The organism is Pantoea sp. NPDC088449, assembly GCF_044753225.1.
Lineage (GTDB): Bacteria > Pseudomonadota > Gammaproteobacteria > Enterobacterales > Enterobacteriaceae > Pantoea > Pantoea floridensis.
Genome location: NZ_JBIVMT010000002.1, coordinates 156,633 through 169,428, shown reverse-complemented (window position 1 = coordinate 169,428; position 12,796 = coordinate 156,633). Strand labels below are relative to the sequence as shown.

15 protein-coding genes are annotated in these 12,796 nt (G+C 54.5%); 4 read left to right on the top strand and 11 right to left on the bottom strand.

The window, feature by feature from the left end; genetic code table 11:
• Positions 1–127 precede the first annotated feature (127 nt).
• From ACIP6T_RS12025 to ACIP6T_RS11985, 9 genes are all read right to left on the bottom strand, one after another.
• Positions 128–1,069, bottom strand: a complete 942-nt coding sequence (locus tag ACIP6T_RS12025; RefSeq protein WP_320204530.1) for a choline kinase family protein — start codon at positions 1,067–1,069, stop codon at positions 128–130.
• Positions 1,066–1,998 (bottom strand): phosphotransferase, encoded by a 933-nt coding sequence (locus ACIP6T_RS12020; RefSeq protein ID WP_400457330.1) that lies wholly within the window; start codon positions 1,996–1,998, stop codon positions 1,066–1,068. The genes ACIP6T_RS12025 and ACIP6T_RS12020 overlap by 4 nt, the downstream gene beginning before the upstream one ends.
• On the bottom strand, positions 1,995–3,266 hold the full coding sequence (locus tag ACIP6T_RS12015; RefSeq protein ID WP_400457328.1) for a Zn-dependent hydrolase: 1,272 nt from the start codon (positions 3,264–3,266) through the stop codon (positions 1,995–1,997). The genes ACIP6T_RS12020 and ACIP6T_RS12015 overlap by 4 nt, the downstream gene beginning before the upstream one ends.
• Positions 3,205–4,002 (bottom strand): DeoR/GlpR family DNA-binding transcription regulator, encoded by a 798-nt coding sequence (locus ACIP6T_RS12010; RefSeq protein WP_097098206.1) that lies wholly within the window; start codon positions 4,000–4,002, stop codon positions 3,205–3,207. The genes ACIP6T_RS12015 and ACIP6T_RS12010 overlap by 62 nt, the downstream gene beginning before the upstream one ends.
• A gap of 72 nt (positions 4,003–4,074) precedes the next feature.
• On the bottom strand, positions 4,075–5,517 hold the full coding sequence (locus tag ACIP6T_RS12005; RefSeq protein ID WP_400457326.1) for an amidase: 1,443 nt from the start codon (positions 5,515–5,517) through the stop codon (positions 4,075–4,077).
• A 328-nt stretch (positions 5,518–5,845) separates the two neighbouring features.
• Positions 5,846–6,814, bottom strand: a complete 969-nt coding sequence (gene corA / locus ACIP6T_RS12000; RefSeq protein ID WP_400457324.1) for a magnesium/cobalt transporter CorA — start codon at positions 6,812–6,814, stop codon at positions 5,846–5,848.
• A 43-nt stretch (positions 6,815–6,857) separates the two neighbouring features.
• On the bottom strand, positions 6,858–7,328 hold the full coding sequence (locus tag ACIP6T_RS11995) for a GNAT family N-acetyltransferase (protein ID WP_400457322.1): 471 nt from the start codon (positions 7,326–7,328) through the stop codon (positions 6,858–6,860).
• A gap of 50 nt (positions 7,329–7,378) precedes the next feature.
• On the bottom strand, positions 7,379–7,699 hold the full coding sequence (locus ACIP6T_RS11990; RefSeq protein ID WP_097098210.1) for an AzlD domain-containing protein: 321 nt from the start codon (positions 7,697–7,699) through the stop codon (positions 7,379–7,381).
• Positions 7,689–8,363, bottom strand: coding sequence for an AzlC family ABC transporter permease (locus tag ACIP6T_RS11985; RefSeq protein ID WP_097098211.1), 675 nt, complete (start codon positions 8,361–8,363; stop codon positions 7,689–7,691). The genes ACIP6T_RS11990 and ACIP6T_RS11985 overlap by 11 nt, the downstream gene beginning before the upstream one ends.
• A gap of 102 nt (positions 8,364–8,465) precedes the next feature.
• Between ACIP6T_RS11985 and ACIP6T_RS11980 the strand changes: the two genes are divergently transcribed.
• From ACIP6T_RS11980 to ACIP6T_RS11965, 4 genes are all read left to right on the top strand, one after another.
• On the top strand, positions 8,466–9,014 hold the full coding sequence (locus ACIP6T_RS11980; protein WP_097098212.1) for a helix-turn-helix domain-containing protein: 549 nt from the start codon (positions 8,466–8,468) through the stop codon (positions 9,012–9,014).
• 139 nt (positions 9,015–9,153) lie between these two features.
• Positions 9,154–9,675 (top strand): GNAT family N-acetyltransferase, encoded by a 522-nt coding sequence (locus tag ACIP6T_RS11975; RefSeq protein WP_097098213.1) that lies wholly within the window; start codon positions 9,154–9,156, stop codon positions 9,673–9,675.
• A gap of 69 nt (positions 9,676–9,744) precedes the next feature.
• Positions 9,745–9,930, top strand: coding sequence for a tautomerase family protein (locus tag ACIP6T_RS11970; RefSeq protein WP_007886101.1), 186 nt, complete (start codon positions 9,745–9,747; stop codon positions 9,928–9,930).
• 151 nt (positions 9,931–10,081) lie between these two features.
• Positions 10,082–10,822: a GntR family transcriptional regulator gene (locus ACIP6T_RS11965; RefSeq protein ID WP_097098214.1), complete on the top strand. Its 741-nt coding sequence runs from the start codon at positions 10,082–10,084 to the stop codon at positions 10,820–10,822.
• Here the strand turns inward: ACIP6T_RS11965 and ACIP6T_RS11960 are convergent.
• Both ACIP6T_RS11960 and ACIP6T_RS11955 read right to left on the bottom strand, forming a co-directional pair.
• Positions 10,809–11,789, bottom strand: a complete 981-nt coding sequence (locus tag ACIP6T_RS11960; protein ID WP_345830315.1) for a PfkB family carbohydrate kinase — start codon at positions 11,787–11,789, stop codon at positions 10,809–10,811. The two genes, ACIP6T_RS11965 and ACIP6T_RS11960, sit on opposite strands and share 14 nt — an antisense overlap.
• Complete coding sequence (locus ACIP6T_RS11955; RefSeq protein ID WP_400457951.1) at positions 11,776–12,792, bottom strand: ADP-ribosylglycohydrolase family protein; 1,017 nt, start codon at positions 12,790–12,792, stop codon at positions 11,776–11,778. The genes ACIP6T_RS11960 and ACIP6T_RS11955 overlap by 14 nt, the downstream gene beginning before the upstream one ends.
• Positions 12,793–12,796 lie beyond the last annotated feature (4 nt).

Here is a 12,796-nt window from a genome sequence, read left to right as displayed (position 1 = left end):
TTGACGGTTTGCGCACTCCCTTACCTGCTGAAAACAGCATCTTCCTGGTGAACTTAAAACACTTCAAGCTAAAACAGATTGAATAGCAGGTGCCTATGAATGTACACCCAGTGTGGCGACCCGCGGTTTATACCGCTCGCAGCCAATTCTCCCAGTCGGGATGATGTAATACACTGCGAGCGCGTAAATTCTTCCAGGCACCATATTTTGAAAAATCAAAATCAATATCTGCCACATGATGCTGAATAATAGCCCAGGTAGACCACTTCATATCGGCAAGATATTTATGGATCTGCACGCGCGCAAATAAAGCGCTATCCACTTTGCCAAAATAATCTTCCAGTAATTCGTGTTCAATTTGCGGTGTGAAAAACATTTCGCCAAACCACAATGCTAATTCATAGCAACGATCGTTATTTGACGCATATTCAAAATCCACCAGCCGAATATCCTGCTGCGCATTGAGCATGAAATTGCCGGCAAGCGTATCGTTCATGCAGGGTACTAAATCCAAACCGGCGGCCTCTAACGCCTGTTGTGCTCGCTCGGCTTGTTTGTGCAGCCATATCGCCTCTGCTGTAAAGACCACATTGAGCGCTTTGACTTGTTCAATGTGTTCGTTGAGCATGTCGAACACCGTTTTGTTCTGCTTGAGCAAAGGCTGATCGTTAAAGCTTTTCAGCCCATGCAGCGCGCGATGGCGAATGGCCGGCTGCTGAAAATCGAGATTAGACGAAGCGCGCCAGCCATCAATAAATTCGAAGACTTCAACACCTAACTCGCGTAGAAAGGCCACCACCGGCACGCCGTAACCGGTTTGTGCGGCTTTCAGGCTCGCTTCATGTGCGGTTTCGCGGTTAATAAAGCGTTCGGTGCCTTCGCCGGGAATTTTGACAAAGTAGGCGCACGGCGCACCGTCGACTGAGACATGCCAGTTTGCGTTGGAAATCCCGCCGCTGACCGGACGATAATGTACCGCTCTGCCCTGCCATTCTGGCATGGCTGCAATTGCCTGCTCTACGCGCTGTTCCTGCCAGTTTTGTGCTTCTCCGGGACGTTTGCTCATCATGCTGCCTCCGCCGTTAGGGTTAACCATCGTTCAAAACGAGGATCGCTGGCGCTTTGTCGACAGCGCAGCAGCATCCATTGCCCTAGCTTGGCAAACTCAAGACCACGAGAACTGATGCTGCCGTTCAACATGCCCCACAGCGTCCAGTGATAATCATCAACCAGCGCGTATAGGCGGCAGCGCGCGACATCCGCTTCGCTACAGGCGCCACGCCAGGCACGAATCGCATCGCGCCAGCGATCGTCAGTGGGCAACTGTTCGTGGATCAAAGTAGCAATATCGTGCCAGGCATCGCCCTGCGCAGCATAATCAAAATCCAGCATTTGCCAGTCGCCTTTGCTGTTGATCATCCAGTTGCTGGCAATATTGTCGCCGTGAATCAGCACGGGCTGATACGGCGCAGCATTCAGTGCCTGCCAGGCCAAATCAGCACATTCGCCGAGCCAAAGGAGTTCGTCCGGTAACACCACATTTTGCCGGGCAATGTGCTGACGCAGCTGCAACATATCCTGCTGACGCTGCTGGCTTGGCAGCGGTAAACCGGCGTGATGCAGTTTATCCAGGGTACGAGTGAGCGCGCTAAAGTGACGCGGATCGCGGAAGGTCTCCAGCTTCGCCCAGCGATAATCGGCATCCAGCGCCGCAAAAATCAGCACACCTAAATCGGCGTCAACGTGACAGAGTGCTGGCGCAATGCCCAGTTCTCCCGCCTGGCGGCTAATTTCCGTGGTGCGCTGCAGGTCGATCAGCGATTTTTGATCATCAAACAGGACTTTGGCGTAATAGCGTGTCTCCGACGCTGTAACATAGAATCCCGCCCACTCCGTCGCTAAGCGATGTGGCGAAGCCACACCTGCGGTACCCGGCGCTATCACCACGCGTTGTGAAGGCTGCCAGCGCGCCAGCGCCTGCTCTAAACGTCCCATCATTCTGCGGCCTCCGGCGCTAAGCTGAGTTCACTGAGCATCGCCATCAGCACATCTAATCCGCGATGCAGATCTTGCTCGGCGGTAAATTCCCGTTCGTTATGCGAAAGCCCATTCACGCTCGGGACAAACAGCAACGCGCTGGGGCAGTGATAGCTCAGGCTGATGGCATCATGCCCCGCGACACTGCGCATTGGCATGGCGCTGAATCCCAGTTTTTCCGCCTGCGCCAGCGCCAGCTGACTGAGGCTGTTATCCAACTGCTGACGCGGACGAAATTGTGCGCGGTCGAGGCTGACATCCGTCGCGGTTTGCTGGGCAATGGATTGCATCTGCTGACTGAAGCTGTCACGTAGTTGCTGCAGCAGTGCTTCGTCAGCAGAACGAAATTCGATAAACAGCGTTGCTTCACGGGTCACCACATTAGGTGAATTGGGCGCCGTTTCCAGACGGCCAACCGAAGTATGTAGCACCTCGCCGTGGCGATCGGCTTCAGCGCGCACCGCTACAATGGTCAGTGCCGCAGCTAACAGCGCATCGCGTCGGCGCGACATCAATGCCGGACCGGTGTGATTTTGTTCGCCGCAAAAGGTCACCTGCCACTTCAGTGCTGCCCAGGTTTCCGTTACTACCCCAATCTGTTTTTGCTGTTGCTCAAGATGTGGACCTTGTTCAACATGCAACTCGAGGTAGGCCGCTAACGGCAGCGGGGGCAATGCGTTACCGTCATAGCCAATGCTGCGCAGTGCGGCTTGCAATGTCACACCTTCAGCATCTTCACAGGCCAGCGCGTGTTTAAGCGACAGTGCGCCAGTAAAGACAGAACTCCCGGTTAAGCTGGGTTGAAATCGCGCGCCCTCTTCGTTGGTCCAGTTTACTACCGCCAGATTACGCGCTGTTTTTTCGCTTAACTGACGCACCAGCGCCGCGATAGTGGCTGCTGCGCCGGTTACGCCGTATGCGCCATCGAATCGTCCGCCCTGCGGTTGACTGTCAAGATGTGAGCCGCACAGGATCCACGGCGCTCCTTCGACCAGCGTCATTAAGCCAAAAATATTGCCAATTTCGTCGACATGAACCGAAAATCCCTGCTGCTTCAGCCAGAGGCAAAAGGCATCGCGCATCTGTTTATCCGCAGCCGAAGCAGTAAGACGATGCAGACCACCCGCGTCAGTGGAACCAATGCTGCTGCTCAGCGCGAAAAGCGCGTCAAACGCCTGATAGTCTTGTGATGTCATCCGCGGCCGTGCCGGGATGGAGGATGTTGACATGTGCATTCTCCAGACTCGCTACAAAAGCTGCCGCAGGAGGCGCATTGGTCACTAAGGTGTCGACCGCGCTAAACGGCAGCGTATTCACAAAGGTACGCAGTCCAAATTTGCCTTCATCCGCCAGAATCACACTCTGACGGCAGTGCGTGCTCAGCACGCGCCGTAACAACGCCTCAGGCTCTTCGTAGTCCATAAAGCCGTTTTCCCGATCCACTGCGCCAATGCCCATGAAAGCGATGTCGTAGTGAAACTGCCGGGCAAACTCCAGCGTATGGGGGCCAATCAGTGCGTTATCATTTCGCCGAACGCGCCCTGGTGTTAGCGTCACAGCGTTCTCGCTTTGTTGCGTTAGCAACGCGGCGATATCCATCGAATTAGTAATAATTTTCAGACGCGAAAAGCGCGTTAACTGCTGTGCCAGCGCCAGGGTTGAGGTGCCCGTATCAAGAAATAGCGCCATCCCCTCCTCCACCAGATCGCTGGCTAACTGTCCAATTCGCACTTTCGCCCGCGGTTTGATACGGCTGCGAATTTGCAGCGGCTGCTCCTCGCTGGAGACCGGTAAAATGGCCCCACCGTGCACTCGCCGTAATACGCCCTGCTCTTCGAGAAACTTCAAATCACGTCGAATAGTCTCTTCCGAGACCACAAACTTTTGCGCCAGCTCGGTCACGCGCACCCGTTTTTCGTGGCTCAAAATCCGTTTAATTTCATCGAGTCGCGGCTGATTGATCATGCTTACCCTTATGTTTTGCGGAGAAAAAACCAAGTATACCTGTAAGTTGATCTCCGCTTTGCCATCACGCGATTAATCCGCTCGCGACGGTTTGAGCGCAGGGCAATGCTGATCCCACGGCATCAATGCTTCAAGCGCCGCGCAGAACTGCAGGACATCCGCTTCGGCGTAACGCCGGCCAACAACCTGCAATCCCACCGGTAGACCTTCAGGGGTAAATCCGCAGGGTAGGGTGGCGGCGGGATTACCACTCAAATTGAACGGCCAGGTAAAGGGCGTCCAGCGCGCCCACTCCACGCCGCTCTCACCCGCAGGTTGCGTTTCCGGCACGTGGCGATCGGCAGCAAAAGGCAGAATCGGCAACGTAGGCGTAATCAGCAAATCCACCTCATCGAACAGCGCATGTACCTGATTGGCGAAAGCCGCACGCTGTTTTTGTGCCGCAAGATAATCAGCCAGATCGAGATGCTGCGCGCGTTCTATTAATGCAGCAAAGCCGGGATCGAGTTTGTCTAGCTGCTGTTTTAAGGCTGCACCGTAAGCAACACCCCGGCCGCCGCTCCACAACGTATCAAAGGTATCGAATGGCGTTGACCACGCCAGCGAACGGGCGGTCAGCGTGACCGGTAAGGCATGCGCAATATGTTCAACGGCCTGCTCAACACAGGCAGCAATACGATCGTCCACCGGCGTATTAAACAGCGTTGGGCTGTAGCGCACCCGCAGCGGGGCTAACGGCGCATCACAGCGCTCCAGCCAGGATTCGGTTTTAGCGGGCAGCGCCTGATGGTCGCGTGCATCCGGACCGGAGAGCAGATCAAACAACAGTGCGCTATCGCGTACCGTACGCGTCATCGGCCCGGCATGGCTGAGCATTTCAGTGGCGGACCATGGCCAGGTGGGAATGCGCCCCAGCGACGCTTTAAGTGCAAAAATGCCGCAAAAGGCCCCGGGAATTCGGACCGATCCCCCGCCATCCGAACCGAGTGCCGCAGGCACCATGCGTGCCGCCACGCTGATTGCCGAACCCGAGCTGGAGCCGCCGCTGGTGAGCCGGGGATCCCAGGGATTACGACCGTGGCCAAAAACCCGTGAATAGCTCGACCCCGTCCAGCCAAATTCCGTGGTCGCGGTTTTGCCAATAAGGATGGCTCCCGCTTGCTTGAGACGCGCAATGATTGGCGCGTCACTGTCGGGAACATTATCAAGTGAGGTCAGCGAGCCCTTGGTCGTGCGCAGGCCAGCTGTTGAGAACAGATCTTTGATGCCAAAAGGGATGCCATGTAAAGGACCACGCAGCACGCCCTGCTGACGCTCCAGGTCACATTGATGCGCGTCTTCAAGCGCTTGCTCAGCGTAAACATCGCCAAAAGCATTCAATGTGGGATTGTGGGTTTTTATGTTTTCCAGACAGCGCGCAACCAATGCCTCACTGCTGAGCTCACCCGCGTGCATTTGCTGCGATGCGCCAAGAACATCGGGCACACTCTGCGATAAATTACGTTCAACCGCCATTTTAACGCCCTGCCTTTCGCCTCAATAATGAGACGATAGTGGCAAGTGTTGATGTGCGAATCAAGCCCATACAGTGTGACTAATGTGGGATATGTTGTTTTTATCAGGATGCAGTAATAGGAAAAGCCGATGGCTAAAAACCGGTAAAAATGACAGCAAGGTGACGAAAAAATGAAGAGTCATTTTTTAAAGCCGTATCCGCCCTCAGTTTTTCGCTTTGCGCAGCGGTGACGTTATTTTGCGTGGCAAGCAGCGGAACACATCCTGAGCGGTCCATTGCAGACCGCTGTGATAATAAAAAAGTCTGAATAAAAAAGCGTCTGATGCGTTACAGCCAACTCGCTTTTTTCAGCCGCCACCACATCACACAACAAATCACTACCGTTACGCCCACCACCGCCGGATAGCCAAAGTGGGTATGTAATTCGGGCATATCGGGAAAGTTCATGCCATACATGCTGAAGATAATTGTCGGTACGATCAGAATTGCACCCCAGCCGGCAAGTTTTTTATTCACTTCACTTTGCTGCACAGATACCAGCGCCAGATTCACCTGCATGGCGCTGGTGAGCATCTCACGCATGTCTTCGGCATCGATCATTACGTGATGCGCATGATCCTGCACATCACGTAGATAGGCGCGCAAATTTTTCGGGATGATATCTTCATGGAAGCGCACCAGCTGCTGGCAGATTTCTGTCACCGGCAGCGCCGCGTTACGCAGCGCCAACAGTTCACGCCGCAGATGATATACATTTTGTAGCGCATCGCTGTCGAAGCGGGTAGTAAACATCCCCTCTTCAAGTCCACCAATGCGCTCATTCAGTGATGCGGTGATTTTGCTGTAATTATCGACAATGAAATCAAGAATACAGTAGAGCGCATAGCCCGGTCCGCCACACAACATCGCTTGATTTTTCTCGGCTTTGCTGCGAATTTCCGCATAGCCCTCTGATGAACCATGACGCACGGTGATCAGGAAGTTTTTACCTAAGAAGAAGTGGGTTTCGCCAAAGCTGATGCGTTGTAGATCGTCCATATGTGCAGTTTTCACCACGATGAACACGGAATCGCCATACTGTTCAATCTTGGGTCGCTGATGTGCCACCAGCGCATCTTCGATCGCCAGTTCATGCAGGCTGAATTCCTGTTGCAGCGTCTGCATAAAGGCCGGGTCGGGCTGATATAACCCCATCCAGACGAAGGAGTTCTCCTCTTTGAGCACTTCGCTAATGTCGGCGACATCGACATGCTCTTCGCGCTTGCCGTGACGATAGGCGACGCAGTTGATTACCATATTTGGCCGGTCCTTGTTGTTTGCACCTTGAATCATAATAGCCTTAAAGATCGCGAACCATTTCAACGCAGGCGAGGTCGGCCTGGGCCAGCGCCGAGGGATAAAGCGCTTCGCGCACCACGCTAAAACCGTGGCGCTGATAGAAACTACTGGCATTAGGGGTGGCGGCCAGCGTCAGTTGGGAGAAACCGCGCTTTTTCGCTTCATCGATAATCGCCTGCATGATAGCGCTAGCGTAACCTTTGCCGTTGCAGGCGGGCAGCGTAAATATGGCTTCAACGCTGCCGCTGTGGAGATCGAGAAAACCGGTCGCAGCCACGCCGTGTTCCGGATCATCGATAACGTAAAACGGATTGCTTTTCACCGCCTCGAAATAGCCGAGGGGTAACGTATCGGGCGTCCATGCCGCGATAACGTCAGCCGGATAAACCGATTGGCAACCGTGGCGAATGGCGAGATTACGAATGCGCCACAGCGCGGCGGTTTCATCGCAGCGGGCTAAACGCGGTTTCATTGCTCCTCCTGATGGCTATTAATCTGTGATGCTTCACAGTAGCAAAATTATCAGGGGACGCCTAAATAACGCAGCAAGGCGGTCATCAACGCCGCGCCAATAATCACCAGAATCAATGGTGTGCGGCGCCAGGCGAGAAATACCGCAAACAATACGCCTGAGATGCGCGCCACGCCGGCGAAGTGGGTACCTTCAAATAGCGCCGTCGTCACCGCCACCGCCAGCAGCAAAACCGTGGCCGCGTCCGAAAGCATATTGCGCGCGCGATCGGACATCTGCATGCGGCTTCCCAGGCGATAACCGGCAAAGCGGATGGCATACGTTCCTACCGCCAGCAGCGCTATGCCAGCAACGATCAGATTATTTTGCATTTTTACGCTCCCGCCAGCTGAGTAAGCCCAGCAGTGAAAACAGCACCGGCATGCCAGCAGGAACAAACGGCGTTGCCAATACGGATAATGCGGTGCCAAGGGTTGCTGGGATCAGCGTGCGACGCTGACGCAACGCCGGGAAAATCAGGGCGATCAAAATCGCTGGAAATACCGCATCAAGACCAATCGCCGAGACATCAGGAATAAAGCGCCCGATCACTGCACCGCCGATGACCGTCAACGGCCAGATAGTGAAGATCCCTAATCCACAAATCCAGTACGCCGCACGACGCTGAGCCAGCTTTGGTTGGGAGATCCCAAACACGACGCTTTCATCATTCATGATGTGGCAGCCCAGCAGGCTGCGACTGCCCTTGCCGACTAAATCCTTTACCGCGATACCGAATGGCAGATGACGGGCGTTGACCAGTAAACCCGCTGCGGCTGCCGTCAGTGGACTACCACCGCCCGCGACAATACCGATAAACAGAAATTCCGACGCGCCCGCTAGCACTAAGGTTGAGAGTGCAATGGGTACCCATAGCGGAAAACCTTCAGCGGCCGCCAGTGAACCATAAGAGAGCCCGACAATGCCATCGGCCAGACAAACCAGAATAATTGCTTTGATTACACCGCGATCAAGCGGCACTGCACCCAGACGCATCACAATTTCATCTCATATCGAACAAGAAAGACGTTATAATGAACGCACCACGAGTGTTTTACAAGATGAACAAATTGTTCGATATAAAGAACAGGAGCAGGTTTGACCACGCCAATTGACATTATTGCTGTTGGATTATTGCGCGAACGCCAGCGCGCGGGGCTATCGATAACCGAAGTAGCACGCCGAGCGGGGATCGCTAAGTCAACGCTTTCACAGCTTGAGGCGGGCAATGGGAATCCCAGTCTCGAAACGCTATGGGCACTGTGCGTGGCGTTGAACATACCTTTTGCACGGCTGATGGAGCCTGAAGTTAAGCGCTTGCAGGTGATTCGCCGGGGCGAAGGGATGGTGGTATCAGCAGAGATGGCGGATTATCAGGCTGCATTGCTGGCAAGCTGTCCGCCCGGCGGACGGCGCGATCTTTATCTGATTACCAGCCAGCCTGGCGCACCGCGCGCCTCAAAACCTCATCCTCCGGGATCGGTAGAACATATCATTATTGCGCGCGGCCGGGCGCTGGTGGGCCCCAGCGATGAACCTGTCGAACTGCATCCCGGCGACTACATCTGCTACCCCGCTGACGAACCGCATGTATTCGAAGCATTAGAAGCGGACACAATGGCTGTACAATTGTCGGAGCAGAATTAAGGGCGGCCCTCTATCGTAAGGTGCGCATTGATGCGCACCCGGAAATATCAATCCATCACAATTTCCTATTGTTAAACTCGGTGATTAGCGTGCGGCCTGATGGCATGCTGTGATTTTCTACGCTGAGAATCAGGAACATATGGACATCATTCCCGCTCGACCTCATCACGCTGCTGCCATTCAGAAAATCTACGCCTGGCACGTTATACACGGTACTGCGACCTTTGAAACCGAGCCGCCCTCTGAAAGCGAAATGCAAAATCGCGTGCTGGATGTGCAGCAGCGCGGCGGGTTTTGGCTGGTGGCACAGGAAAATGATCGCGTGTTGGGTTACTGCTATCTGGCACCGTATCGCCCGCGCTATGCCTATCGATTTACGCTGGAGGATTCGATTTATCTCGATACGGAGCAAACCGGTAAAGGCATTGGACGTGCGCTGCTGCAAAAAGCCATCGCACTGGCTGAAGCGGCGGGGTTTCGTCAGATCATCGCGATTATTGGCGATAGCGCCAATGAGGGCTCGCTGGGATTACATCGCGCTCTCGGGTTTGAGCACACTGGCATAATGAAGTCGGTCGGTTTCAAACATGGCCGCTGGCTCGACACCGTGGTGATGCAGCGTTCACTTGGTCTCGGAGACAGCCAACCGCCTGAACGTTAATCGCGATGCCCCTGCACGACAGGCCTGCGCTGAGGTATGCTGAACATCCACCATTAAGGAGATGCAGATATGCCCGAAATCGTTGTGTATGCGGCGGAAGGTCGTACGGTTGAGCAGAAGAAGAAATTATTGCGAGCGGTCACCGCGGCGGTGGCGGATTCGTTTGAGATCGATGCCAATTCGGTGACGGTTTCCATCATCGAAACGCCAAAACACCATAAATCAAAAGGCGGCGTGCCATTTGACGAGCGGTGAAAGTAGTTAAAGTGTGAAAAGCCCCGCTGGGGCTTTTATTGTTTTTAAAGCATTTATTAGTGATATCCATGCTAATCGAGTGCTTCGCACGCGCCGAAAAGTCAGTATCATAGCGTTCTGCCGCTTACTGGAATGAGTGATCTATTTTGCTATGACCAATCAAACTGCACTATTTTCGCGGCTGACTTCAATCCTTGCCGATGAAAGCCGTACCCCGCTGTACAAACGCTTCGCCACCGCAATTAAAGATGCGGTGCGTGAGGGAATGTTAGTGCATGAGGAGATCCTGCCAAGCGAACGCGAATTTAGCCAACTGCTGAACATCTCACGTATCACCGTGCGTAAGGCCATGGATTCGCTGGAAAAAGAGGGCGTGGTGCTGCGCTCACGCGGCTATGGTACGCAGATTTCCAGCCAATTCGAATATTCGCTGAAAGAGCCAAAGGGTTTGTCACAGCAGGCGGTTTTGCGCGGCAAAAAACCTGATACGGTGTGGATCAACAAAAGCAAAATTCACTGTAGCGCTGAGATTGCTGAGAAGCTGGGACTGAGTATTGGTAGCGATGTCTATCTGCTCAAGCGTATTCGTTATGTCGACGAACAAGCGGTATCGGTTGAGGAATCCTGGGTACCGGCGCGCTATATAGCCGACGCGGATGCGATTGGTATTTCGCTTTATGATTACTTCCACCAGCAGCAAATTCTGCCGGTGAAATCGCAAAGTCGAGTAAGCGCTCGCATGCCGGACGAGGCGCTCCAGCAGCAAATCGCCCTGCCCGCCAATGTGCCTGTTCTGGTGATTAAGCAACTGGCAATGGACGCACAGGGCAATCCGCTGGAGTACAGCATCAGCTACTGCCGCAGCGATATGTACGTGTTTATTGCTGAGTAAAACGCTGTTGCCAATAGGCGCTTAACGTGGCGCGATCGGGCGCACAATCGCCGCCACGCTGCGATACCACGTAAGACGCCACCACGTTGCCAAGCGCAACGCTTTCCGCCAGTGACCAACCTGATGCCAGTCCCGCCAATAAGCCACCAGCGTGGCTGTCGCCTGCGCCGATGGTATCCACAACGTTGGTAGCCAGCGCCGGGATCCAACCTTGCGTATCTGCGTTAACGAAACCGGCACCTTCGCTGTCCAATCGCACCACCATTGCACCAGCAAAACGTTGCTGCCAGCACGTCATCAACTGCCGAGCATCAAAGGGTTCAGGCTGACCGAGACGCTCATACCACAGCAGTTCCGCCTCCTGTCTGTTCACTGTAATCAGTGGATGGCATGCCATAATCTGCTCGAACTGTGTATCGCCGATATCCGCCAGACGTGGGCCGAAATCCACCAGCAGCTGATAAGGTCGGCTTTGCTGCTGCAGCCAATCAATCAATACATCACCGCTTTTGCTGGTCAGCTGGTAGCCGGAGAGATAGATCCAGCGATTGATCGGCTGCGGGAGTGTGCTAAGCAACGTTGCATCCCACAGATTTTCCACGCCGCTCACCGACAGAAAGGTGCGTTCACCATCGGGTTCAACCAGCGCCAGGCACCAACCGTTATCGCCTTTCGCCGTTTCCAGCACGCTGTGAATACCGTATTCCGCTAGTTTCTGACGAATAATGCTGGCCCAGGTGCCAGTGCCCAGCGGCAGCGCGTTGATCGATGGAATCCCCAGGCGATGCAGCGTAATCGCCACATTCAGCGCGCATCCGCCTACATTGACGCCCTGCTGCTGAAGTTCAATATCGCTGCCTCGATGGGGCAATGAGTAAGCATCTGCAATCACATCAACCACCGCTGCACCTACCACGCATACCGGCAGACGGCCTTCGAGTCGCGCCAGATCGTCAGGCGTTAGCATAGGCGGCCTCCCGCTGCTGACGGAAACGGGTGAAAGCGGCGCTATAGCGGGTGAAATCCAGTGCGTTGGCAGCGTCCAACTCGGCTTTCAATTCGCTATCAATGCTATCGATGCCATTCAGCGCACCACAAATGGCGACCGCCATCGCGCCGATGGTGTCGGTATCACCACCGAGATTGGCACACAGGATCGCGCAACGATTAGGATCGGTCTCAGCCAGTTCCACCATGGCAATGGCTGCTGGCACTGATTCAATGGTGCTGGTTCCAGTGCCTACCAGATCGTAAATCTGCTGCATGGTCGATTCCACACCCCTGCCCTGCTTCACCACATCCAATGCCAGCTCCAAACGTGCCGCCATGGAAGCGCTAAAGGTGGTCACCCGCTTTTCCTGCGCTGCACGTGCGATAGCGGGAAGCTCATCACGAATGGATGTCCAGCCCGCACCGTCAATGGCACGGGACACCGCCCAGGCAATGACTGTCGCACCGGAAATGGCTACGTCAGATTTATGCGTTGGACTCGACGCCAGCGCGACGGCATCAATAAAGGCTGAAAGATCAAGTGCAGGTAGCAGACAGCCGAGCGGAGAAACGCGCATCGCTGCACCGTTTGTCATACCGTTGTTTTCCAGCTGGGATACTGGAGTGCCAGCTTTCATCGCGTTAAGCGCCATTTTGGAGGTGGGCCCCAGTACGTTCTTATTGAACGCATCAAACGCCTCCGCCCACTGCAAAATATTCGCTCCAATGGTTTCCGCATTGATCTCGCCCTCGTGAGTTACGATGGCATCGGCCAATGCCAGCGCCATCGACGTATCATCAGTAAAAGAGGCGCGGCCAAAATAGCAGGCGGCATTATTTTCAGCCGGCCCGGGCAGAAACCGGTCGATCCAGCCGAAGTGTTCCTTTACGCGGGATCGCGGCCACAACTCTGATGGCATGCCCATTGCGTCCCCCAGTGCCTGGCCGTAAAACGCGCCTAAAATCCTTTTTTCTTGCAGTGTC

What these genes read in the sequence shown, in the direction of transcription:
- ACIP6T_RS12025 (WP_320204530.1), bottom strand. Translation starts at nt 1,069, where the DNA reads ATGATGAGCAAACGTCCCGGAGAAGCACAAAACTGGCAGGAACAGCGC.
- ACIP6T_RS12020 (WP_400457330.1), bottom strand. Translation starts at nt 1,998, where the DNA reads ATGATGGGACGTTTAGAGCAGGCGCTGGCGCGCTGGCAGCCTTCACAA.
- ACIP6T_RS12015 (WP_400457328.1), bottom strand. Translation starts at nt 3,266, where the DNA reads ATGTCAACATCCTCCATCCCGGCACGGCCGCGGATGACATCACAAGAC.
- ACIP6T_RS12010 (WP_097098206.1), bottom strand. Translation starts at nt 4,002, where the DNA reads ATGATCAATCAGCCGCGACTCGATGAAATTAAACGGATTTTGAGCCAC.
- ACIP6T_RS12005 (WP_400457326.1), bottom strand. Translation starts at nt 5,517, where the DNA reads ATGGCGGTTGAACGTAATTTATCGCAGAGTGTGCCCGATGTTCTTGGC.
- corA (WP_400457324.1), bottom strand. Translation starts at nt 6,814, where the DNA reads ATGGTAATCAACTGCGTCGCCTATCGTCACGGCAAGCGCGAAGAGCAT.
- ACIP6T_RS11995 (WP_400457322.1), bottom strand. Translation starts at nt 7,328, where the DNA reads ATGAAACCGCGTTTAGCCCGCTGCGATGAAACCGCCGCGCTGTGGCGC.
- ACIP6T_RS11990 (WP_097098210.1), bottom strand. Translation starts at nt 7,699, where the DNA reads ATGCAAAATAATCTGATCGTTGCTGGCATAGCGCTGCTGGCGGTAGGA.
- ACIP6T_RS11985 (WP_097098211.1), bottom strand. Translation starts at nt 8,363, where the DNA reads ATGCGTCTGGGTGCAGTGCCGCTTGATCGCGGTGTAATCAAAGCAATT.
- ACIP6T_RS11975 (WP_097098213.1), top strand. Translation starts at nt 9,154, where the DNA reads ATGGACATCATTCCCGCTCGACCTCATCACGCTGCTGCCATTCAGAAA.
- ACIP6T_RS11970 (WP_007886101.1), top strand. Translation starts at nt 9,745, where the DNA reads ATGCCCGAAATCGTTGTGTATGCGGCGGAAGGTCGTACGGTTGAGCAG.
- ACIP6T_RS11965 (WP_097098214.1), top strand. Translation starts at nt 10,082, where the DNA reads ATGACCAATCAAACTGCACTATTTTCGCGGCTGACTTCAATCCTTGCC.
- ACIP6T_RS11960 (WP_345830315.1), bottom strand. Translation starts at nt 11,789, where the DNA reads ATGCTAACGCCTGACGATCTGGCGCGACTCGAAGGCCGTCTGCCGGTA.